The organism is Escherichia albertii (assembly GCF_028622335.1).
In the GTDB taxonomy this organism is placed as follows: domain Bacteria; phylum Pseudomonadota; class Gammaproteobacteria; order Enterobacterales; family Enterobacteriaceae; genus Escherichia; species Escherichia albertii.
Map to the genome: position 1 here is coordinate 308915 of NZ_CP117568.1, position 24064 is coordinate 332978.

A 24064-nucleotide genomic window follows, 5' to 3' on the forward strand; every position below is an offset into this window, starting at 1 on the left:
AATAATGTTTCATCCGTGAGCGCATCATCTGTCAACTGAATGGCAGGTGAAGGAGGCATAGGTCATACAAATGGATATTACAGACAAAAAAACCCGCCGCAGCGGGTCTTTGAGCCGGGTTCGATTAGTGTTCGAACATAGCAGAAATCGATTCTTCGTTGCTGATACGACGAATCGCTTCGGCCAGCATACCTGACAGAGTCAGAGTACGCACGTTCGGCAGTGATTTGATTTCATCGCTCAGCGGAATGGTATCGCAGACAACGACTTCATCAATTACAGAGTTACGCAGATTGTTCGCTGCATTGCCAGAGAAGATCGGGTGTGTCGCGTACGCAAATACACGTTTAGCACCACGTTCTTTCAGGGCTTCAGCAGCTTTACACAGCGTACCGCCAGTGTCGATCATGTCATCGACCAGTACGCAGTCACGACCTGCAACGTCACCGATGATATGCATCACCTGAGAAACGTTCGCACGTGGACGACGTTTATCGATGATTGCCATATCGGTATCGTTCAGTAGCTTAGCGATAGCGCGGGCACGCACAACGCCGCCGATGTCTGGAGAAACCACAATCGGGTTATCCAGATTCAGCTGCAGCATGTCTTCCAGCAGGATCGGGCTACCAAATACGTTATCAACAGGAACGTCGAAGAAACCCTGAATCTGCTCAGCGTGCAGATCCACAGTCAGCACACGGTCAACACCGACGCTGGAGAGGAAATCTGCAACCACTTTCGCAGTGATTGGTACACGAGCGGAGCGGACGCGGCGGTCCTGGCGCGCATAGCCAAAGTAGGGGATAACAGCGGTGATACGACCTGCGGAAGCACGACGCAGGGCATCAACCATAACGACTAATTCCATCAGGTTGTCGTTAGTAGGGGCACAAGTGGACTGGATGATGAAAATATCACCACCGCGTACATTTTCGTTGATTTGTACGCTGACTTCGCCGTCGCTAAAGCGACCTACAGCGGCGTCGCCGAGTGAAGTGTACAGGCGGTTGGCAATACGTTGTGCTAGTTCCGGGGTGGCGTTACCAGCAAAAAGCTTCATATCAGGCACGAGAAGAACCTCAGGCATGCGTCCATTGGTGGAAAGAATCTGCCGAAAACTGTGCGGGCCAGGCAGTACTCTTTCCAGGCGGTGTATTAAAGAGCGCGATGCAACGTCTGGAACAAGGTGACGTTGTCACCGAAACTCAGCTTGCCCGGCTTAAAGCATGGCTTTGTGCAATGGGGAAAGATTTGCACCTTTCGCCACAAAGGCATTGAGCCATTCCGGGACTTGCTCTAGCACCTGGCGGGCTTCAGACTCTGTATCAAATTCAGCAAAGACACAGGCCCCTGTCCCAGTCAGGCGCGACGGGGCGTATTCTAACAGCCAGGAAAGCGCCGCATCAACCTCGCGAAAACGTTTTCTTGCGATAACCTCGCAATCATTGCTGAATTCACATTTTAGCAACGTTTCTATTGACCTTTTTGGCGTGTTGCGGGGGAGTTCAGGATCTTTAAAAATCACTGGCGTAGGAATACTCACACCAGGGTGCGCTACCAGATACCACTTCTCTGGCGGATTCGCCGGCGTTAAAATTTCGCCAACCCCTTCGGCAAAAGCAGCATGTCCGCGGACAAACACGGGTACATCCGCGCCCAGCGTCAGGCCGATTTCTGCCAGCTCATCAACGCTTAGCCCACACTGCCAGAGCTGATTCAGCGCCACCAGAACGGTGGCTGCATTAGACGAGCCGCCGCCCAGACCGCCGCCCATTGGCAAACGTTTTTCAATGCTGATATTTGCACCGCTTCCCGCCGGAAGTCGCCCGCTGGCAGCCGCTGTTTTCATCAGCAACCGCGCTGCTCGCACGATCAGGTTATCTTCATCCGCCACTCCCGCAACGGGTGTTAACAGGCGAATCTCTCCGTCGTAGCGAGGTTCAATACTGATAGTGTCGCCGTAATCAAGAAATTGAAATAACGTCTGCAGCGTGTGGTAACCGTCCGCACGCTGACCGGTAATGTATAAAAACAGATTGAGTTTTGCCGGAGAGGGCCACTGAGTCCGCATTATTTCACTATCCAGTTATCCATTTTTAATTTGATGCGCTGACCGCCTTCAGTCAGTTCCATATTGGCTGGCATTGCTGGTTGCGTTTTGGTGTCATAACCGCCGTACACAACTTTCCAGTTTTTGCCATTCTGGCTATAGGTAATTTCACTCAGACGATATTGATCGTCCAGTTTGTAGTCGGTCGCATCGCCGGGTAAACCCAGGATCCACTGCCGCAGACTGTTAAGCGGAATCGGCATTCCGGTGAGTTTGCCAATCATTTCTTCGGCGTCATCAGCGGTATAACGCTGACCTTTATTGTCGACTAACTGTACATTACCCGGTTGCGCATTCAGCTCCAGTTCGGTGCTGCCCAATGGGTTAGTCAGCAGCAGACGGTAGCGATCCTGACCAGTTTGTTGCCAGAAGAAGCGGGCATACACTTTCTGCTGGTCGGAAATATACGCAAATGCACCGCGCGTCTGATATTGATTAAGATTACGTACTTCTTGCTGATGCTGACGCCACTGTGGTGAATCCGGGCTTTTACCGGGACCTTTTGGCGTAGTAACGGAACAGGCGGTGAGCACAAGAGCCGCCAGCGGCAGCAGGCGGATAAGGCGAAATTCGGGCAGGGGCATAATGATGACAAGTCCTTGAGATTCGTTGCAGTTATAACTCTTAATGCTAGCGTTACCGCCCGCTATCGTCTATGTTCAAGTTGTCTTAATTACCAGAATCTAACGGGTTTAGGTAATTACTCCAAAAGGAGGCGCTCTCTTTTATTGATCTCGCGCATCCTGTATGATGCGAGCAGACTAACCCTATCAACGTTGGTATTATTTCCCGCAGACATGACCCTTTTAGCACTTGGTATCAACCATAAAACGGCACCTGTATCGCTGCGAGAACGTGTTTCGTTTTCGCCGGACAAGCTCGATGAGGCGCTGGACAGCCTGCTCGCGCAGCCGATGGTGCAGGGCGGCGTGGTGCTTTCAACGTGTAACCGCACAGAACTTTATCTTAGCGTTGAAGAGCAGGATAACCTGCAAGAGGTGCTGATTCGTTGGTTATGCGATTACCATAATCTCAACGAAGAAGATCTGCGCAACAGTCTCTACTGGCATCAGGATAACGACGCAGTCAGTCATTTGATGCGCGTAGCCAGTGGTCTGGATTCTCTGGTTCTTGGTGAACCGCAAATTCTTGGTCAGGTGAAAAAAGCCTTTGCTGATTCACATAAAGGCCATCTGAACGCCAGCGCTCTGGAGCGCATGTTCCAGAAATCATTCTCTGTGGCGAAACGCGTCCGTACTGAAACGGATATTGGCGCCAGCGCCGTTTCTGTTGCGTTTGCCGCTTGTACGCTGGCGCGACAGATTTTTGAATCGCTTTCTACGGTCACAGTATTACTGGTTGGCGCGGGCGAAACCATCGAGCTGGTGGCGCGTCATCTGCGTGAACACAAAGTGCAGAAGATGATTATCGCCAACCGCACTCGCGAACGTGCGCAGATTCTGGCAGATGAAGTCGGTGCAGAAGTGATTGCCTTGAGTGATATTGATGAGCGTCTGCGTGAAGCCGATATCATCATTAGTTCCACTGCCAGCCCATTACCGATTATTGGTAAAGGTATGGTCGAGCGTGCCTTAAAAAGTCGTCGCAACCAACCGATGTTGCTGGTGGATATTGCCGTTCCGCGCGATGTTGAGCCGGAAGTCGGCAAACTGGCGAATGCCTACCTTTACAGCGTTGATGATCTACAAAGCATTATTTCGCACAATCTGGCGCAACGGAAAGCGGCTGCCGTGGAGGCGGAGACTATCGTCGCCCAGGAGGCCAGCGAATTTATGGCGTGGTTGCGTTCACAAAGCGCCAGTGAAACCATTCGCGAGTATCGCAGCCAGGCAGAACAGGTTCGTGATGAGTTAACCGCTAAAGCGCTAGCGGCCCTTGAACAGGGCGGTGATGCGCAAACCATTATGCAGGATCTGGCATGGAAACTGACTAACCGCCTGATCCATGCACCAACGAAATCACTTCAACAGGCCGCCCGTGACGGGGATAACGAACGCCTGAATATTCTGCGCGACAGCCTCGGGCTGGAGTAGCAGCACACCATTTTCTTTTTTTTACAGGGTGCATTTACGCCTATGAAGCCTTCTATCGTTGCCAAACTGGAAGCCCTGCATGAACGCCATGAAGAAGTTCAGGCGCTGCTGGGTGATGCGCAAACCATCGCCGACCAGGATCGTTTTCGCGCGTTATCACGTGAATATGCGCAGTTAAGTGATGTTTCACGTTGTTTTACCGACTGGCAACAGGTTCAGGAAGATATCGAAACCGCACAGATGATGCTCGACGATCCTGAAATGCGTGAGATGGCGCAGGATGAACTGCGTGAAGCGAAAGAGAAAAGCGAACAACTGGAGCAACAGTTACAGGTTCTTCTGCTGCCGAAAGATCCTGATGACGAACGCGATGCTTTTCTTGAAGTACGCGCCGGAACCGGCGGTGATGAAGCCGCGCTGTTTGCTGGCGATCTGTTTCGGATGTACAGCCGCTATGCGGAAACTCGTCGCTGGCGAGTAGAAATTATGAGCGCCAGTGAAGGCGAACATGGTGGTTATAAAGAGATCATCGCCAAAATCAGCGGCGACGGTGTGTATGGCCGCCTGAAATTTGAATCTGGCGGTCATCGCGTGCAGCGTGTTCCGGCCACAGAATCACAGGGGCGTATTCACACTTCCGCCTGTACTGTCGCGGTGATGCCGGAACTGCCCGAAGCGGAACTGCCGGATATTAACCCGGCGGATTTGCGCATTGATACCTTCCGTTCTTCGGGAGCGGGGGGGCAGCACGTTAACACCACCGATTCGGCAATCCGTATTACTCACTTGCCGACCGGCATTGTTGTTGAGTGTCAGGATGAACGTTCGCAGCACAAAAACAAAGCTAAAGCGCTTTCAGTGCTGGGGGCACGTATTCATGCGGCAGAAATGGCGAAACGCCAGCAGGCGGAAGCATCTACCCGTCGTAACCTGTTGGGCAGCGGCGATCGCAGCGATCGTAACCGGACATACAACTTTCCGCAGGGGCGCGTCACCGATCACCGCATCAACCTGACGCTCTACCGACTGGATGAAGTGATGGAAGGTAAGCTGGATATGCTGATTGAGCCAATTGTCCAGGAACATCAGGCCGACCAACTGGCGGCATTGTCTGAGCAGGAATAATGGAATATCAACACTGGTTACGTGAAGCGATAAATCAACTTCAGTCGAGCGAGAGTCCGCGGCGCGACGCTGAAATTTTGCTGGAACATGTTACCGGCAAAGGGCGTACCTGGATTCTTGCCTTTGGCGAAACGCAACTGACTGACGCTCAGCGTGAGCAACTGGACGTGTTGTTAGCCCGTCGTCGTGCCGGTGAACCTGTTGCCCATTTAACCGGTGTGCGTGAGTTCTGGTCGTTGCCGCTATTTGTTTCGCCAGCGACCTTAATTCCACGCCCGGATACTGAATGTCTGGTAGAACAGGCGCTGGTACGCTTGCCTGAGCAGCCTTGTCGCATTCTCGATCTCGGTACAGGCACCGGGGCGATTGCCCTGGCACTGGCCAGCGAGCGCACGGATTGTGATATTACGGCGGTTGATCGAATGCCGGATGCCGTCGAGCTTGCAAAGCGCAATGCCCGGCATCTGACGATCAAAAATATCCACATTCTGCAAAGCGACTGGTTTAGCGCGCTTGTTGGGCAGCAGTTTGCAATGATTGTCAGTAATCCTCCGTACATTGATGAGCAAGACCCTCATCTTCAACAAGGCGATGTTCGCTTTGAGCCGTTGTCGGCGCTGGTTGCAGCGGATAGTGGAATGGCGGATATCGTACACATCATTGAACAGTCACGTAATGCGCTGGTATCCGGCGGATTTCTGCTACTGGAACACGGTTGGCAGCAGGGTGAAGCGGTGCGACAGGCATTTATTCGGGCGGGATATTGTGAAGTTGAAACCTGTCGTGACTACGGTGGTAACGAGCGCGTGACGCTTGGTCGCTATTATCGATGACAAGTCTCATCACGTTGCCAGGCGTTCATCTTATTAGCATCGTGCTTTCTGTTGGACTTCTGGCCCTGCGCTTCTGGCTACGTTATTCTGAGCATCCTCAAGCCTGTGCTCGCTGGACCCGTATTGTGCCGCCGGTTGTTGACACGCTGTTATTGCTTAGCGGCATCGCGTTGATGGCTAAAGCGCACATCCTGCCATTTTCCGGGCAGGCTGAATGGCTGACTGAAAAGCTGTTTGGAGTTATCATTTACATCGTTTTGGGTTTTATTGCACTCGATTACCGTCGGGTGCGCAGTCAGCAGGTGCGCATCATTGCCTTCCCGCTGGCGCTGGTGGTGCTGTACATCATCATTAAACTCGCCACCACAAAAGTACCGTTACTGGGGTAAGTCATGAGATCGTTAGCTGATTTCGAATTTAACAAAGCACCGTTGTGCGAAGGCATGATCCTGGCTTGCGAAGCAATTCGCCGCGATTTTCCCTCGCAAGATGTTTACGACGAACTGGAGCGTCTCGTTAGTCTGGCGAAGGAAGAAATTAGCCCGCTTCTGCCTTTAGAAGAGCAGATGGAAAAACTGATTGCGCTGTTTTACGGCGAGTGGGGGTTTAAAGCCTCGCGCGGGGTTTATCGTCTCTCCGATGCATTATGGCTGGACCAGGTGCTTAAAAATCGGCAGGGCAGTGCGGTATCATTAGGCGCTATTTTATTGTGGGTCGCTAATTGTCTCGATTTGCCTTTATTGCCGGTAATTTTCCCAACGCAGCTTATATTGCGCATTGAATGCCCGGACGGTGAAATCTGGCTGATTAACCCTTTCAACGGTGAATCATTAAGCGAGCATATGCTGGATGTATGGCTGAAGGGAAATATTAGCCCGTCCGCAGAGCTGTTTTATGAAGACCTTGATGAAGCCGATAATATTGAGGTAATCCGCAAATTGCTGGATACACTCAAAGCATCGCTGATGGAAGAAAATCAGATGGAGCTGGCGCTACGTACCAGCGAAGCTTTATTACAATTTAACCCGGAAGATCCGTATGAAATACGCGATCGCGGGTTGATTTACGCGCAACTGGATTGCGAACACGTTGCGTTGAATGACTTAAGTTATTTCGTTGAACAATGTCCAGAAGACCCGATCAGCGAAATGATTCGCGCGCAAATTAATAACATCGCGCATAAACATATTGTGCTGCATTAATTAATCGACATTTTACTCAAGATTAAGGCGATCCTATGAAACAAAAAGTGGTTAGCATTGGCGACATCAACGTAGCAAATGACCTGCCGTTTGTGCTGTTTGGCGGTATGAACGTGCTGGAGTCTCGCGATCTGGCGATGCGCATTTGCGAACACTACGTAACCGTGACCCAGAAACTGGGTATCCCTTACGTGTTCAAAGCCTCTTTTGACAAAGCCAACCGTTCCTCCATCCACTCTTATCGTGGACCAGGACTGGAGGAAGGGATGAAAATCTTCCAGGAGCTGAAACAAACGTTTGGTGTGAAAATTATTACTGACGTTCACGAACCAAGCCAGGCGCAACCTGTTGCTGATGTGGTTGACGTGATCCAGCTTCCGGCGTTTCTGGCTCGCCAGACTGACCTGGTAGAAGCTATGGCTAAAACTGGTGCGGTAATTAACGTTAAGAAACCGCAGTTTGTCAGCCCTGGCCAGGTGGGTAACATTGTTGATAAATTCAAAGAAGGCGGCAACGAAAAAGTGATTCTTTGCGATCGTGGTGCTAACTTCGGCTACGACAACCTGGTTGTAGACATGCTGGGCTTTAGCGTGATGAAAAAAGTATCCGGTAACGCCCCGGTAATTTTCGACGTTACCCACGCGCTGCAATGCCGCGATCCGTTTGGTGCCGCTTCCGGCGGTCGTCGTGCGCAGGTTGCCGAACTGGCGCGCGCGGGGATGGCTGTGGGACTGGCTGGTCTGTTCATTGAAGCGCATCCCGACCCGGATCACGCGAAATGTGACGGCCCATCCGCGCTGCCATTAGCAAAACTGGAACCATTCCTCAAGCAAATGAAAGCGATTGACGAACTGGTTAAAGGCTTCGAAGAGCTGGATACCAGCAAGTAATTTCTTGCTTTGAAATCAAAAGCCTTACCGCTATTTGGTAGGGCTTTTTTATGTCTGTCAGATACAGAAAGGCCGTAAGTTGTCATTACGGTAGCCTGATGTTCGTTTTCGCGTTACACGAACGTAGATCGGGGCCTTATTGCAGAGGAGATTAAGGCGAATATTAATGACCAGAAGTTGTTGCTGTAAGTTTACTGTTGTAACTCTGTACCAGGGAAAACAGTATTTGCGTTACATGCCCTGCAGATAATTGAGCGTTGTGGGTAAGCGCTGTTTGCATCGTGTGGATAAAGCGCCTGCTGGCTGCTAAAGAGAGCGTTTTAGCATTATTATTATCTCCGCCTGTTAATGGGCAGGTCATTTTACGATTCTTTTCTTGCACCCATAGTTGCCACTGATTTTTCCACCAGCCATGATACGTTATTCCCTGAAAATACCAGGGCGTATAAATGTCACTGTCATTTATCTCCTCTTCTACAAACCAAAGCTCCCCCTGCCGTTGGCGAAATTGCTCTGCCCAGGCAGTAATGGCTGCGCCTCTAAGAAAGCATTCATGCGAAATGACGTGTATCTTCACCTCTGGATAGAGGATACTCAGTAAACGAAAATGCCCATGCGTAGCGATAACCGGACGCAGAATCGCACCTCTGGCATTGCGTTTGAGCACCGCACTTCCATACTGAATTTCATCGAACTGGCTGCGGTTTAGAAATTGCGTATTGCGCATATCAACGCGTTGTACGATGTCACTATGATGCAAATCAGGCTCAACATGTCCTTTCCAGCAATAACGCAACGTTTCCCCGATCGGATGCTGAGTAAAATTAGTGGAGAGGTGAAGAATATTGCCACGTGTGGTATCAAAGGTGAGCAGAACATACAGTTTCTGGCCCGCGCTCTCTCCTTGAAAAGGCACAATAAGAGGAACCGTTTCAATTCGTTCTGGTGGTGCTATTTCTCTTTGTAAAAGCTGTTTGGGCGTCCAGACTTTTTTGCAGACGCGACACTGAACGCGCTGTGTTCCCTGTGGATTATGACCATAGCAAATAATTTCTTTGCTGTAACAGACGGGACAAAAAAGACCGGTTTTACAAGCATATGCAGTTAAGTATGCCGATAGCCAGTCACGAAATTGTTGCCCATCAAACAGGGGAGGGTAACTTCCACATGCCTGGCAGTGCAATGCTGGATATCCCAGCCTGTAGTCTGGCCAACTGTAATCAGCAGATGTTGGTAACCCTAAATTGCGACAACCAAACGTTTTGCAGGTATTAATTGTAAATAGTGTCGACATAAGCCACCAACGATTTCAAGAGGTCGTTGATTCTGCCCTGTAACTCTTGATAGGTAGTGTGAGCAGACTCACATAAAGAAACTTTTCAAAACGTAAAGTAACAAATCTTTATATAACTGAAAGGAACGGGTTATGAAGATAAAAATAATTACTGTGGGTATTCTGTTGGCATTACCATTTTGGGCCTGTGCAAAGGATGTCACGATTATTTATACCAATGATCTCCATGCGCATGTGGAACCTTATAAAGTGCCATGGATTGCTGATGGCAAACGGGATATTGGTGGTTGGGCAAACATCACTACTCTGGTAAAACAGGAAAAAGCAAAAAATAAGGCAACATGGTTTTTGGATGCCGGGGATTATTTTACCGGACCGTATATTAGTAGCCTCACTAAGGGCAAAGCAATTATTGATATCATGAATACCATGCCATTTGATGCTGTGACAATGGGAAATCATGAATTCGATCATGGCTGGGACAATACGTTATTACAGCTTAGTCAGGCGAAATTCCCAATTGTGCAGGGAAATATATTTTATCAGAACAGCAGCAAAACATTGTGGGATAAACCTTATACCATTATTGAGAAAGATGGTGTGAAAATTGGTGTAATAGGTTTACACGGCGTATTTGCATTTAATGATACTGTTTCCGCCGCGACACGCGTAGGTATTGAAGCCAGAGATGAAATTAAATGGCTGCAACATTATATCGACGAACTAAAAGGTAACGTTGATTTGACCGTGCTGCTGGTCCATGAGGGCGTGCCAGCTCGTCAATCCAGTATGGGGAGTACTGATGTACGTCGTGCGCTGGATAAAGATATTCAGACTGCAGGACAGGTAAAAGGATTGGATATTCTGATTACCGGACATGCGCACGTTGGTACACCGGAACCGATTAAAGTCGGTAATACATTAATTCTGTCAACCGACAGTGGTGGTATTGATGTTGGAAAACTGGTACTGGATTACAAAGATAAACCGCATCACTTTACGGTGAAAAATTTTGAGCTGAAAACCATTTATGCAGATGAGTGGAAACCTGACCCACAAACGAAGTCAGTTATTGATGGCTGGAATAAGAAACTCGATGAAATTGTGCAACAAACTGTAGCGCAGTCGCCGGTTGAATTAACGCGCGCTTATGGTGAATCCGCGTCACTGGGGAACCTGGCAGCGGATGCTTTGCTGGCAGCAGCAGGTAAAGATACACAATTAGCGTTAACCAACTCTGGCGGTATCCGCAATGAGATCCCCGCGGGTGCAATTACGATGGGAGGCGTCATCAGTACGTTTCCGTTCCCTAATGAACTGACTACGATGGATCTCACTGGTAAACAATTACGTAGTTTGATGGAGCACGGAGCCAGCCTGAGTAATGGGATTTTGCAAGTATCTAAAGGCATGGAAATGAAGTACGACAGCAGTAAACCAATCGGTCAACGTGTCGTCGAGCTTACGCTTAATAATAAGCCGATTGAGGATGCAACGATTTACCATATTGCTACCCAAAGCTTCCTTGCTGATGGCGGCGATGGTTTTACCACGTTTACTGAGGGTAAAGCGCGCAACACAACGGGGGGTTATTATGTCTACCATGCAGTGGTTGATTATTTCAAGGCGGGTAATGCCATTACGGACGAACAACTTAACGGTATGCGTGTTGCTGATGTGAAGAAATAAATACGCTTGATGTACTGCGTTCTGTATTACAGTAACTTATTAATAGATAGGGCTCACAGGATATTTATTATCTTTAGAGATGATTTTTAAATAAATTTATTATTATCCCTTCACCACCTCCAGAGGAGGTGGTGGCAGGTATTATTTTAAATAAAAAAGGTATCTATAATGCGTAGAAAATTACTAATACCAGTAATATCTTCTCTGTTTTTTGCACAAGGCTTATTTGCGGAAGAAATTACTCTTTTTTATACTAACGACTTACATGCGCATGTTAATCCATGGATCAACACCGTTGTGGACAAAAGTCGTCCCGTTGGGGGATTTGCAACTATTGCTGGTATTGTCAATCAAGCAAAACAAAATGATAAAAATGTTTTCTTCTTTGATGCCGGAGATTACTTTACAGGACCATATATTAGTATATTAACGAAAGGCGAAGCTATCGTCGATATATTAAACACTATGCCCTATGATGCAGTCTCTGTGGGTAATCATGAGTTTGATCATGGTACACCTAACATGGTTGCTCAATTAGCTAAAATCACGAATTTCCCCGTATTGTTGAATAATGTTTATTATAAAAATAGCGATAAGCGGGTCATTGATAGACCGTGGACGATCATTGAGAAAAACAATTTAAAAATTGGCGTTATTGGCATGCATAGCCGGTTTGCTTTTTACGATACCATTGCGGCAAAAATGATTGAAGATGTTGAAGCCAGGGATGAAGTACCAGAGTTAAAACAATCTATTGCAGAGTTAAAAGCAAAACATGTTGATCTAATTGTATTACTTGCTCACGAAGGTGTTCCGGGTAGACAATCGAGTTTTGGTAATAGTGATGTTGCTCGTTTACTTCAGGCTGATATTGATACTGCTAAAAAAGTTGATGGCATAGACGTACTCATCACTGGTCACGCACATGTTGGTACACCTGTACCGCTTAAAGCTAATAATACTTTAATCGTGTCTACCGATGCTTATGCAACTGATTTGGGTAAATTAGTACTGAACTTTAATCCCGAAACGAAAAAAATCGAAAGTTATAACGGTAAATTAATTACGCTTTTTGCTGATCAATATAAACCAGATCCTAATGTACAAAAAGAAATTGATAAGTGGGAGAAAAAACTTAAAACAATTACCAGCCAGGTTATTGGTCACTCAGCGAATGTACTGACACGCTCTTATGGGGAATCATCCCCGCTTGGAAACCTGATGCTGGATGCGACAATGGCACAATCGACTGATGCTGTTGTAGGTTTCCAGAATAGTGGTGGCCTCCGCGCTGATATACCTAAAGGGGAAGTTACGTTTGGGGATGTAATCAGCACTTATCCATTCAATGATGAACTGGTTGAGATGGATCTAACGGGTAAAGATTTAATATCTCTCATGATTCATGCAACTAATCTTACAAACGGCGCTTTGCAGGTTTCTAAAAATGTAAAAGTGACTTACAGCAGCAAAAAGCCGCTAAATGAAAGAATCATTTCATTTACTATCGATGGGAAATCGATTCAGGACAGCAAAACATATCGCGTCGTCACAAACTCTTTTTGTGCCAGTGGAGGAGATGGATACCAGGCTTTTGTCACGGGCAAAAATCGTAAAACAATACCTGGAAGCTCTAATTCTGGAGCATTGATTAGTTATTTTAAAGAACATGATATTGTCACTCCTGATGAAACTAAACGTGTTACAGATATTGCAAATACGAATAGTAAAAATTGAGTTATAGATAAAATAAAAAAGGGCCTATATACCCATATAAGCCCTTTAATAAAACACTGTGTTTTTCATAAAACCGAAAGGGATTGGTTATGAAGATAAAAACAAAGTTCAGTCTGATTACATTATGTTTGTCCACCGTGTTAGTTTCGCCAATTAATGCGAAGGATGTGACTATCTATTATACCAATGATTTACATGCTCATGTTTCTCCCGGAAAGCTCCCCTTCGTTGATAAGGAACGTGCAGTAGGTGGCTTTGCTAATATTGCAACCATCGTGAATGATGCCAGGAAAAAGAGCAAAGATGTGTTTTTCTTTGATGCGGGAGATTACTTTACCGGGCCATATATCAGCACCCTGACCAAAGGTGAAGCAATTATTGACATTATGAATACCATGCCTTTTGATGCGGTGTCGGTGGGGAACCATGAATTTGACCATGGCGTCGATAATATGGTTAAGCAGTTATCAAAAGCGAACTTCCCGGTTTTGTTGGGTAATGTTTTTTATACCAACAGTAACAAACCTGTCTGGAATAAACCCTGGACGATTGTCGAAAGAAATGGCACAAAAATTGGTGTAATTGGAATACACCAAAAATTTGCATTTTATGACACTGTTGCGGCTAAGGCTTACGCTGGTTCAGAAGCGCGTGATGAAGTGCCTTATATTCAAAAAGGGCTTGATGCGTTAAAGGGTAAAGTTGATATCATCGTGCTGCTTATCCACGAAGGTACGCCTGCACGGCAATCAAGCTATGGAAATAAAGATGTCGCCAGAATGCTGCAAGCCGATATCGATACCGCAAAGAAATTTAAGGGTATTGATGTTTTAATCACAGGACATGCTCATGTGGGGACGCCAGAGCCAATTAAAGTTAATGATACACTCGTTGTTTCAACGGATGCGTATGGTACTGATATTGGTAAATTAGTATTAGATTTTAATCCTAAGACTAAAAAAATTGATGGCTATGACGGTAAATTAATCACTGTATTTGCTGACGAATATAAACCCGATCCTAAAGTTCAGGCCAGAATTGATAAGTGGAATGCTAAGTTGAAAAGTATCACTGATCAGGTTATTGGGACAACAATGGCGCCATTTACTCGTTCTTATGGTGAATCATCGCCTGTTGGTAATTTAGTCCTTGATGCCATGATGGCTAAAGCTCCAGATGCTGTTATAGGATTACAAAACAGTGGCGGGTTGCGTGCTGATTTCCCTCAAGGGAATTTAACGTATGGTGATGTAATTACTACCTTCCCATTTAATAATGAACTTGTTGAGATGGATCTTACCGGAAAGGAACTTATCGATTTAATGGTTCACGCAACTAATCTCACTAATGGAATTTTACAAGTATCAAAAAGCGTTCATGTTGAATACGATAGTAAAAAACCTTTAGGGGAACGGATTATTAAATTCACTATTAATAATCAACCAATAGATCCAACGAAAACATATCGTGTTGCTACACACTCATTTTGTGCGACAGGTGGCGATGGATTTGAGACCTTCTTAAAAGGAACGAATGTCAAAACTATTAGCAGCACCACCTCTGCAGAATCGATTATTGATTATATTAAGGCGCATAGTCCATTAAAACCTGATCTTGAAATGAGGGTAGTTGATGTAAGCGCAGCTAAATAGGCTCAATGAATTAGCAGTAACATCAGTTATGGTTGAGATATTAATATATCTCAATCATATAATAGCAAAGTATTAAAGAACGTGATGTGTGTTATTTATTACAGGAATAGTATTTTTAATAAGCCTCAGTGGAAGGAGTTATACGTATGCAAAAAATAAAATATCTTTTATCAGGAGCATTTATATTGTTGCCCGTGGTAACATTTGCCGATTCTGGAGATAATGAATATTTGTCTGGCTGGTGGCATCAAAGTATTAATATAGTAGGAAGTAATTCTACTCGCTTTGGGCCACAGAAAAGATCAGATCTATATCCAGAATATCGCGCATGGGCTCATGTGGATTGGTTTGATTTCTATGGTTATGCGGATTTACCTAAATTTTTTGGTTTAGGAAATGATAATGACATTGGTATTTGGGATAACGGCTCACCATTTTTTATGGAAATAGAGCCGCGTTTTAGTATCGACAAATTAACGGGATTAGACTTAAGTTTTGGTCCATTTAAAGAATGGTATTTTGCTAATAATTATATCTACGATGCAGGAACGAATGAAGGGCAGCGTCAGAGTACCTGGTACATGGGATTAGGGACTGATATTGATACAGGGCTACCGATGATGTTGTCTGCAAACATCTATGCTAAATATCAAGGAAACAATTATAATGCTGCTAATGAGAATGAATGGGATGGTTATCGTTTCAAAGTAAAATATGTTGTTCCGATTACTACCGTTTGGGGTGGTAAATTAAATTATGTCGGTTTTACTAATTTCGATTTTGGTTCGGACTTAAAAGAAGAATCAGGTGGTAAACAACAGTTTTATTCTCGTACAAATAACTCAATAGTTTCCACACATGTACTCAGTCTGGTTTATTCTCACTGGAGTTATGGCGCAACTCTTCGCTATTTTTATCATGGCGGGCAATTTGATGAAGGGAGTAACGCATTTAATAGTAAAGGAGAAATGACCACAATAGATTCAACAGGATGGGCATATTATTTAACTGTCGGGTATACTTTTTAAATAACTTTGAAAGGGATTGGTTATGAAAATAAAAAATATTGCTGCGGGTATCCTGCTGACACTACCACTCTGGGCTTGTGCAAAAGAGGTTACTATTATTTATACTAACGATCTCCATGCTCATGTTGATACATACAAACTCCCGTATGTTGCAGACGGTAAACGAGCAATCGGTGGATTCGCTAATATAACAACATTAGTAAAACAAGAAAAATCAAAAAATAAAGCTACCTTTTATTTTGATGCGGGTGACTATTTTACCGGTCCATATATCAGTAGTCTGACAAAGGGGCAGGCAATAATCGATATTATGAATACCATGCCCTTTGATGTGGTATCCATTGGTAATCATGAATTCGACCATGGTTGGGATAACCTTCTCCGACAGTTAAGTAAGGCAAACTTCCCCGTTTTATTGGGAAATGTCTTCCATAAGGACAGTGAAATACCGTTCTGGAATAAACCATACACTATTCTGGAAAAGGACGGTGTAAAGATTGGCGTTATTGGACTGCACGGTGTGTTTGCATTTAATGACACAATTTCAGAGCTCTCAATCCAGGGACTCGATAACGATAACAACAATCGCTTTGATAAATCAGCGGCCAGTCTCAAGAATCAGGGGATTGAGTCTCGCGATGAGGTGAAATATCTGCAGCATTATCTGGATGAACTACGAGGGAAAGTTGACATTACGGTCGCTCTCATCCACGAAGGTGTTCCGGCGCGTCAGTCCAGTATCGGTAACACCGATGTCAGGCGTGCGCTGGATACAGATATTCAGACTGCAAGTAAGGTCAAAGGCCTTGATATTCTCATTACCGGACATGCCCATGTAGGAACACCTGAACCTATCAAAGTGGGAAATACATTAATCCTTTCGACCGACAGCGGCGGTATTGATGTAGGAAAATTGGTGCTCAATGTAGATCCTGCCGCCCATACCCATAAAGTGAAAAGCTTTGAGTTGAAAACACTTTATGCGGATGAATGGAAACCTGATCCGACAACTCAGAAAGTTATTGATGGCTGGAATAAAAAACTGGCAGATATCGTGCGCCAGCCGGTCGGTGAATCACCTGTCACGTTAACGCGTGCCTATGGTGAATCATCACAACTTGGCAACCTGTTTACGGATGCAATGCTTGTTGCTGCACCGAATGCGCAGATTGCACTGATCAATTCCGGCAGTTTACGTGCGGATATCAATGCTGGCCCCATTACCTTTGGTGATATTACCAGCACATTTCCCTTTAAGAATGAACTTACGGAAATGGATCTCAGCGGCAAAGATCTGCGTAACCTGATGGAACATGGTGCATCGCTCACCAACGGCATATTACAGATGTCAAAGGGAGCTGAAATGCATTATATCCCGCAAAAACCAGTAGGTCAGAGAATAGAATCTTTCACAATCAACGGTAAAGCGGTTGTGGATACAGAGACTTATCATGTTGCAACAACGACGTTTCTTGCACTGGGTGGCGATGGTTTTCTGGCATTTAAGGAAGGAAAAAATGTACAAGTTCGTGCTGGACATAATATGTCCGATGTTGTGATTGATTATTTGAAATCAGGGCACAAAATAGTTCCGGCACAGATTAATGAAATGCGAGTTAACGCCAGTAAATAATAAAAAATCAATCTTGATGATGCAATTCATTTTGTGGATTGCATCATTCCCTTACGCATTATAAAACAAACAGAAACAGGACCATAAGAATGATAATGAAATGTGCCAGTACATCCTGTAATTTACGTTGTTCGTATTGCTATTTCGATAAGGTCCAGTCCTGCTCTGAATGTACAACGTGCAATTCAGATGATGAGACGTTACAGTTATTTATTCGTCAGAAAATCAATGCTCATAAAACGGGTAATGTGATATTTTTCTGGCAAATTCAGGAACTAACACCTGACAAGCTTAACTTCTTTAAGCGAGTCATTAAGTTACAACAGCAAGTTGTACAAGGTAAGAAAATTATTAATATCGTACTGATCAATGGTGTTCTGTTGGATGACAGTTGGTGTGAATTTTTCAAAAGATATCAGTTTATTATTAGCATTTCAGTGAATGTTAATACTTCGTTGCATAATAATCTCTGCGACACGATTTCTGATAAACCAACGGCTCGCCAGATTGAAGCGGCGGTGAGATTGCTGCGAAAACATGATGTTGAATTTAGCACTCTGACCGTTATTAACGCTATAAATAGCCAGCAACCTCTGCAGATATATCACTATCTTAAAAATCTGGGCAGTCGCCATATGCAGTTTATCCCTCTGCTTGAACCGCTTGCTCAAGAAGGGGGAGATACGCACAGCCTTGCGCCAGCAGCATTAGGGATCTTTTTGAAAACGATTTTTTACACCTGGGTTCGTCTGGATATTGGAACGATAAAAATCCCTGTTTTTGAGCACGCTTTTGCGTCGTGGTGTGGATTACCTGCGCCGAATTGTGTTTTCGCATCATTTGATGTTAGTGCGTTCACAACGCGGAAAAGTACAAAGAATCAAATAGTCGAACAGTGTAAACCGCTACTGGCAGCGGAGTGTATGAGTTGTAATATAGAATTCGCCTGTCACGGCGGTTGTCCGAAACAGCGTATCGCGTTTTCCCGAAACGGCCTTCCAGCCCTCAATTATTTTTGCGAAAGCTATCAGTCTTTTTTCTCTTATGTTGAACCTTATATGTTGATGATGAGGGCCCTGTGGGAACAAAATTATGCGCCTTCCGATATTCGCCAGTATTTGGCCTGATACAGCTCTCTGTATGAGGGGGAGGGGAGAAAAACTTCCCCCGATTTTCGTCATCGGGGGAAAGGCCGTCGTCAGGCAAATATCGTCATTAAATAGGCGATAAACAGTGCCAGGTGCGCCGCGCCGTTGAGCACGTTAGTACGTCCGGTGGAAAAGGAGATATGGCATAGCACTAAGGAGGCCACCATTACGACCATCTCTGGAGCGCCAAGAGCAAACTGCAATTCGTTGCCTGTCATAAAGGCAATCAGCGTCACGACAGGTACGGTAAGTGAAATTGTTGCTAACACGGAGCCAAAGAACAGATTCATCGCGCGCTGAACCTGATTGTTTAAAACCGCTTTTAACGCGCCTAAACCTTCCGGTGACAGAATTAACAGCGCCACCAGAAAACCGGTAAAGGCCACTGGCGCATTCATGCTGGTGAGTAATGTTTCCAGCGGACTGGCGTTCATTTTGGTGACCGCAATAACGGCAACCAGATGGATAACCAGCCAGACGGCATGCCACAGGCTACTGTGAGCAGATGGTTTTCCATGATGTGGATCGTCATCATCGCTGTCATCTTCATGCTCATAGACAAACAAACTCTGATGCGTTTTAGTCTGAATCAGCAAGAATACGCCGTACATCGCGGCAGAAATTAATGCGACCAACATCGCCTGGCCGGTAGAAAAATTCGCGGCAGGCAGCGCCATGGGAAATACCAGAACAATAATTGCCAGCGGAAACAGGGCAATCAAATACTGCTTAATGCCAAACAAGTTCATATATTGAGTGGCAAATTTACGCCCACCCAGCAGTAATGAAAAACCAACCAGTCCGCCGGTAACAATCATAATAATTGAATAGAGCGTATCGCGCATTAATGTCGGTGCGGCATCGCCGGTCGCCATTAAGGCTGAAATCAAACTGACTTCAAGAATCACAACAGAAAGGCTAAGGATGAGCGAGCCGTAAGGTTCACCCAGACGATGGGCTAATACGTCCGCATGACGGACAACGCTGAAGGCACTGCTTAAAATACCAATAAGCGCAAGAAGATTGATGCCAATGACCACTGGTAGTGACTGACTGCTTCCCCACAGGAACAGCACCACCAGCGCCAGGGCCGGGAAAATAAGCGAGGTCTCCTTGTGGCGGGTCTTTACCGCCTCATGAGCGTTTGTCATTATGATTATTCCTTTGCAGGTGAATTTGGTGAAAATGTAATAAATAGGTAGAAAAAATAACAGAAAGTGTCCAGATATCGGTAACATTTTACGAATTTTTACCCCATTGCCGTTTTTTTACTCTGTGAGGCATGGAAATAATCAATATGTTTAGGCAATGTTTGTATTAGCGTTGCTTAAGAAAATTCTAACGTGAAAATTCAGATAAGCTGGCATGTGTGGATATTGTTAGCCACGCTTAGCGTTCACATTTAAAAAAAAGAAGCCAATAGTGCCGTATAAAACGAAAAATTTTCTGCCGGAAAGAGTAAAACACGTACTACCGTCCCATTATCTGAATATCTATAAAATTTTTTACCTGTGGGTTAATCCAGACGATTCGTGCGGCGTTACCTTGCAAGTGGTCTGATAAATGCATATTGTCCCGATAGTGATTTCAAAATGAGCAGTAAAAATGTTCGGAAGACACCAGAAAAGTGATCGCAGGGAAGTAGGCAGTGGCGGAGGTGTAAGGTGATAACTCGTGATTTCTTGATGAATGCCGATTGTAAAACGGCATTTGGCGCCATTGAAGACTCACTTTTATGGTCGGCAGAACAACGGGCGGCCTCGCTGGCGGCTACGCTGGCTTGTCGCCCTGATGAGAGGCCAGTGTGGATCTTCGGTTATGGATCGTTGATGTGGAATCCGGCGCTGGAGTTTACCGAGTCCTGTACCGGTACACTTGTTGGGTGGCATCGTGCGTTCTGTCTGCGCCTGACTGCCGGGCGGGGAACCGCGCACCAGCCGGGACGGATGCTTGCACTGAAAGAAGGCGGGCGCACCACGGGCGTGGCATATCGCCTGCCGGAAGAGACGCTGGAACAGGAACTGACCTTGCTGTGGAAGCGAGAGATGATTACCGGCTGCTATCTGCCAACCTGGTGTCAGCTTAATCTTGATGATGGGCGCACAGTTAATGCGTTGGTGTTCATTATGGACCCGCGTCATCCAGAATATGAATCTGATACCCGCGCTCAGGTGATTGCTCCGTTAATTGCTGCGGCGAGCGGCCCGCAGGGAAGCAACGCACAATACCTGTTTTCTCTGGAGCAGGAGCTTATCAAACTGGGGATGCAGGATGATGGCCTGAATGATTTGCTGGCGTCAGTGAAAAGGCTGGTAGCGGATAATTTCCCTGATGGCGTGTTACGACCTGGTTTTTCTTGATAGATATCAGTCCGGCAGTAAATTGCAACATATTGAGTCTGCAAAACGTCGTCGGTCAGAGAAGATGTTGGCGTCGCATCTGATATCAACGACGCACGCTTTTTCAATAATCTGACCTTTGTGGCAACAGGGCGTCAGTGTGAGCTCAAACGCCCCATTCAGGTATTAAAACGTGAGCACTTTATCGGCTGCCAGCGTCCATTGCGCCAGTTCCACCAGGGTGCCAATTTCCACGCCATCAATCAGCGGGAGTGTGCTGATCCCGCGTCCATCAGTACAGGTTTTACACAATTTCACGGGGACATTCTGGGCGGTGAGGATCTCCAGCATTTGCTGAATGTTGTAGCCTTCCCCAGGTTTTTGTCCGCGCAACCCGGCAGTGACGGCATCGGACATCAGAAACAGGCGTAGATCCAGATTGCTCTCCTGCTCTCGTAACGCAATGGCCAGCCGCAAACTGTTAAATAAGGATTCGCTCCCGTAGGGCGCGCCATTGGCAACAATCACGATTTTTTGCATTATTTACTCCTGTATTCAGGGAATTAGACATTTATCTTCTATCTTACTGCTTCTGCGCCGTCTGACCAATCGGTCACATTTTTAAGGACTTGTCTGAAAGCTGAAGAGAGTACGACAAAAATGCTCTGTCATCACGCTGCTTTAACACTGCGGTTATTCATTTTTTGGGAGGAGAAGGGGCAATCAATCGCTGGCGATTGTCGGTGATGGAAGGCAGCGTGTCTCCTCCAATGAGATCACGCTAATGTTTGTTGTACTTTTCGGCGTAATGCCGAATGGCGAACCGCGCCGGGAACCGTAATCAGAAAATGCGTTCCTGATGTACCCATACCGCGGCTTCCACACGAGATTTGAGCTTCATTTTTTTCAGCATGTGCTTTACGTGCACCTTTACTGTGCTTTCTGTGATATCCAGGCGGCGGGCGATCATCTTATTTGGCAAGCCCTGGGCGATCAGCTTCAGAATATCGCGCTCGCGCGGAGTTAACTGGTTTACATCGCGTTCCGTTGTGGAGCGGTTAGCACGCAGACTGGCGGCGAGAACCGGTGTTAATGCTTCGCTCAATACCATTTCGCCTGCAGCGGCCTGATGCAGCGCTTTTAGCAGATCTTCGGGTTCCATATCTTTTAACAGATAGCCATCTGCGCCGCGTTTCAGCGCAGTGACCACATCTTCTTCGTGGTTAGAGACGCTGAACACCACAATGCGGCCGGAAAGTGACTTCTCGCGCAGTTTATCCAGAGTTTCCAGACCGTTCATACCGGGCATATTTAGATCCAACAAGATCAGATCAGGATCGAGTGATTCGGCCAGCTCAATACCCTGTTCGCCATTGCTCGCTTCACCCACCACCGTGATATCGGGGGCCATGCTGATAAGCTGTTTCACACCAGTTCGCAACATCGGATGATCGTCGATCAACAGGATAGTAGCCGGTTCCTGATTATTCATGGGTATCTCCTTGGACTTCTGTGAAAGTTTTTTCGGGAATAAAGGTGACTACCACCTCGGTGCCACCTGATTCACGACGGCGAACGCGGCAGTCGCCACGCAGACTTTGCGCTCGGTCGCGCATAATGATCATGCCGTAGTGATTGCTGCGGATGGTGTTTTCAGACACTCCGCAGCCGTTATCCTGGACGGTCAGTTTGACCTGATTATCGTTTTGCGCCACCGTAACAATGACTTCACTGGCTTGCGAATGCTTGAGAGCGTTACTTAAGGCTTCTCGGGCGATTTGCAACAGATGAATTGCCTGATGCGAAGGTACCAGGCGCGGTGGAAGCTGATAATCCAGTTTTACCGGGAAGCCGAATTTGCCACTGTACTCTTCGCAACTGGCTTCCAGCGCTGGACGCAATCCGGGTTCTGTGAGCTGCAAACGGAACGTGGTAAGCAGTTCTCGTAACTGCACCCAGGAGGCATTCAGTTCGTTACGGATCTGGCTTAACAGCTCACGACTGCTTTCTGGCAGAGCGTCGCCCTGCATCTGTAAACAACTGATCTGCATCTTCATACAAGAGAGTGATTGAGCAATAGAATCATGCAGTTCGCGCGCAATGGTGGCACGCTCTTCCATCACAATCAACTGCTGCTGATGTTCCTGATGGCGATCAAGCGCCAGAGTGGCGGTGAGTTGTTCAACCAGCGTATCCACCAGTTGTTGTTGATCGCGGCTGAGATGACGGCCTTGTGGCAGAGTCGCAAGCAAAATGCCGTACTGCGTATGAGAATCAGCCAGTCGCCATTTCAGGGTTGTACCGCGATCGCCAATGGGTAATATCCCGCGCGGGCAAAGTTGACATCCTTTATCGTCACAGCTCATATCTGGCTGGCAGGTAAATTCCTGATGGTTCTCTTCATCATCTGTGTCATACACCCGCAGTTCGATATTACGCAGCAACGTTAAATTTTGTAGACCATTGAGCACTGGCGATAAACGTTCACACAGCGGCGCGCGGGAATGCAGTCGGCGGTTAGCCTGCCACAAAAAAGAGAGGATCTGATTTTTATGTTCCAGACCGGCAGTTTTTTCCTGTACCCGCTGCTCAAGGATGGCGTAACTTTCTGCCAGTTCCGCAGACATATTGTTCAGCGCTGTTCCTAACATCGCCATTTCATTGCGGCCGCTGATATGGGCTCGTTGGCTGAAATCACGGTGACTTACCGCGCTCGCCATCGCTAACAATTGTCGCCACGGTTGTAGCAATCGAGCTCGTAGCCAGATGATAGTGAAGACCAGTAATAGCGCCATAAACACCGCCATCCCTCGATGGACCATCACAACTGTCTCAATACGCATTTCCGTTGTACGGTCGAAACCAGAGACCAGGTGATCAAGTCCGGCAACAAACTGACTGACGTCTGCTGACACTGCTTCTCGGTTTTGTGCATGTAGCAGACCCGGCACCAGAGTATTACGCCAGTAATTTTGCAAACCTTGCAATTGCGCTTGTTGTCCATCACGTTCGGCGGCACGGCTTAATTCGGGGCTAAAGGCAGTTTGTTCCATCTCCTGCAGCAATGGCTTGTCTTTCTCGCTTAATGGCACCGCCGCCAGTAGGCGATAGCTTTGCATTCGTAGCGATCCCGCTTTGTTGATGGCATGTGCGCTGCCTTGTACACCTTGTACCAGCCAGCCGGAAACCGCCATCCCCGCCAGTCCAATGGCGGTGGAAAGCAAAACGATAAGCGCAACCTGATTAACCAGGGTGAGCGGAGAGAGACAACGTTTAAGCATGTAAACCTCTTCCTGCAGGCTTTGAATAAGCAATAACCTTAATGAA

Annotated in this window: 21 protein-coding genes and 1 pseudogene; 14 read left to right on the forward strand and 8 right to left on the reverse strand. The window is 46.6% G+C overall.

What is annotated here, in order from left to right; all coding sequences use genetic code 11:
• Positions 1-124 precede the first annotated feature (124 nt).
• The 3 genes from prs to lolB form a co-directional block, all read right to left on the reverse strand.
• Positions 125-1072, reverse strand: coding sequence for a ribose-phosphate diphosphokinase (gene prs / locus PS053_RS01515; RefSeq protein ID WP_001298109.1), 948 nt, complete (start codon positions 1070-1072; stop codon positions 125-127).
• Between the two features lie 150 nt (positions 1073-1222).
• On the reverse strand, positions 1223-2074 hold the full coding sequence (gene ispE / locus PS053_RS01520) for a 4-(cytidine 5'-diphospho)-2-C-methyl-D-erythritol kinase (protein WP_001260352.1): 852 nt from the start codon (positions 2072-2074) through the stop codon (positions 1223-1225).
• The gene (lolB, locus tag PS053_RS01525) at positions 2074-2697 is read right to left on the reverse strand and encodes a lipoprotein insertase outer membrane protein LolB (RefSeq protein ID WP_001130712.1); all 624 of its coding nucleotides are present in this window, start codon (positions 2695-2697) and stop codon (positions 2074-2076) included. Before lolB ends, ispE begins: the two co-directional genes overlap by 1 nt.
• 213 nt (positions 2698-2910) lie before the next feature.
• Here lolB and hemA point away from each other — a divergent pair, with 213 nt between their 5' ends.
• Genes hemA through kdsA form a run of 6 tightly spaced genes read left to right on the forward strand, consistent with a single transcriptional unit; the run spans position 2911 to position 8217 of the window.
• Positions 2911-4167 (forward strand): glutamyl-tRNA reductase, encoded by a 1257-nt coding sequence (hemA, locus tag PS053_RS01530; RefSeq protein ID WP_256879164.1) that lies wholly within the window; start codon positions 2911-2913, stop codon positions 4165-4167.
• Positions 4168-4209: 42 nt separating this feature from the next.
• Positions 4210-5292 (forward strand): peptide chain release factor 1, encoded by a 1083-nt coding sequence (prfA, locus tag PS053_RS01535; RefSeq protein WP_025237121.1) that lies wholly within the window; start codon positions 4210-4212, stop codon positions 5290-5292.
• Entirely contained in the window at positions 5292-6125 is an 834-nt protein-coding gene (gene prmC / locus PS053_RS01540) for a peptide chain release factor N(5)-glutamine methyltransferase (protein ID WP_000456443.1), read from the forward strand. Before prfA ends, prmC begins: the two co-directional genes overlap by 1 nt.
• Positions 6122-6514, forward strand: a complete 393-nt coding sequence (sirB2, locus tag PS053_RS01545) for an invasion regulator SirB2 (protein ID WP_000202424.1) — start codon at positions 6122-6124, stop codon at positions 6512-6514. The genes prmC and sirB2 overlap by 4 nt, the downstream gene beginning before the upstream one ends.
• A gap of 3 nt (positions 6515-6517) precedes the next feature.
• Positions 6518-7327: an invasion regulator SirB1 gene (gene sirB1, locus PS053_RS01550; RefSeq protein WP_001257036.1), complete on the forward strand. Its 810-nt coding sequence runs from the start codon at positions 6518-6520 to the stop codon at positions 7325-7327.
• Between the two features lie 35 nt (positions 7328-7362).
• Entirely contained in the window at positions 7363-8217 is an 855-nt protein-coding gene (gene kdsA, locus PS053_RS01555; protein WP_000811072.1) for a 3-deoxy-8-phosphooctulonate synthase, read from the forward strand.
• Positions 8218-8380: 163 nt separating this feature from the next.
• Here the strand turns inward: kdsA and PS053_RS01560 are convergent, their stop codons facing one another.
• Positions 8381-9511 (reverse strand): hypothetical protein, encoded by a 1131-nt coding sequence (locus PS053_RS01560; protein WP_000105541.1) that lies wholly within the window; start codon positions 9509-9511, stop codon positions 8381-8383.
• A 132-nt stretch (positions 9512-9643) separates the two neighbouring features.
• Here PS053_RS01560 and PS053_RS01565 point away from each other — a divergent pair, with 132 nt between their 5' ends.
• The 6 genes from PS053_RS01565 (at position 9644) to PS053_RS01590 (ending at position 18377) form a co-directional block, all read left to right on the forward strand.
• Complete coding sequence (locus tag PS053_RS01565; RefSeq protein ID WP_000694056.1) at positions 9644-11200, forward strand: bifunctional metallophosphatase/5'-nucleotidase; 1557 nt, start codon at positions 9644-9646, stop codon at positions 11198-11200.
• Between the two features lie 168 nt (positions 11201-11368).
• Positions 11369-12937 (forward strand): bifunctional metallophosphatase/5'-nucleotidase, encoded by a 1569-nt coding sequence (locus tag PS053_RS01570; protein WP_025237117.1) that lies wholly within the window; start codon positions 11369-11371, stop codon positions 12935-12937.
• A gap of 89 nt (positions 12938-13026) precedes the next feature.
• Positions 13027-14589, forward strand: coding sequence for a bifunctional metallophosphatase/5'-nucleotidase (locus PS053_RS01575; RefSeq protein ID WP_059253264.1), 1563 nt, complete (start codon positions 13027-13029; stop codon positions 14587-14589).
• Positions 14590-14735: 146 nt separating this feature from the next.
• On the forward strand, positions 14736-15617 hold the full coding sequence (locus PS053_RS01580) for a nucleoside-specific channel-forming protein Tsx (RefSeq protein ID WP_098401715.1): 882 nt from the start codon (positions 14736-14738) through the stop codon (positions 15615-15617).
• Between the two features lie 22 nt (positions 15618-15639).
• Positions 15640-17250, forward strand: coding sequence for a bifunctional metallophosphatase/5'-nucleotidase (locus PS053_RS01585; RefSeq protein WP_256879163.1), 1611 nt, complete (start codon positions 15640-15642; stop codon positions 17248-17250).
• A gap of 89 nt (positions 17251-17339) precedes the next feature.
• The gene (locus PS053_RS01590) at positions 17340-18377 is read left to right on the forward strand and encodes a radical SAM protein (RefSeq protein WP_256879162.1); all 1038 of its coding nucleotides are present in this window, start codon (positions 17340-17342) and stop codon (positions 18375-18377) included.
• A gap of 71 nt (positions 18378-18448) precedes the next feature.
• Here the strand turns inward: PS053_RS01590 and chaA are convergent, their stop codons facing one another.
• A complete protein-coding gene (gene chaA, locus PS053_RS01595; RefSeq protein ID WP_002462059.1) occupies positions 18449-19549 on the reverse strand; it encodes a sodium-potassium/proton antiporter ChaA in 1101 nt (366 codons plus the stop codon).
• Between the two features lie 271 nt (positions 19550-19820).
• Between chaA and chaB the strand changes: the two are divergent.
• Positions 19821-19898, forward strand: a pseudogene (gene chaB / locus PS053_RS01600) (cation transport regulator); the annotation flags it as partial.
• Positions 19899-20062: 164 nt separating this feature from the next.
• Entirely contained in the window at positions 20063-20758 is a 696-nt protein-coding gene (gene chaC, locus PS053_RS01605; RefSeq protein WP_256879161.1) for a glutathione-specific gamma-glutamylcyclotransferase, read from the forward strand.
• A 165-nt stretch (positions 20759-20923) separates the two neighbouring features.
• Here chaC and ychN read toward each other — a convergent pair whose 3' ends face one another.
• The 3 genes from ychN to narX form a co-directional block, all read right to left on the reverse strand.
• The gene (gene ychN / locus PS053_RS01610) at positions 20924-21277 is read right to left on the reverse strand and encodes a DsrE/F sulfur relay family protein YchN (protein WP_001169668.1); all 354 of its coding nucleotides are present in this window, start codon (positions 21275-21277) and stop codon (positions 20924-20926) included.
• Between the two features lie 301 nt (positions 21278-21578).
• A complete protein-coding gene (gene narL / locus PS053_RS01615) occupies positions 21579-22229 on the reverse strand; it encodes a two-component system response regulator NarL (protein ID WP_001064592.1) in 651 nt (216 codons plus the stop codon).
• A complete protein-coding gene (narX, locus tag PS053_RS01620) occupies positions 22222-24018 on the reverse strand; it encodes a nitrate/nitrite two-component system sensor histidine kinase NarX (protein WP_000918087.1) in 1797 nt (598 codons plus the stop codon). Before narX ends, narL begins: the two co-directional genes overlap by 8 nt.
• Positions 24019-24064 lie beyond the last annotated feature (46 nt).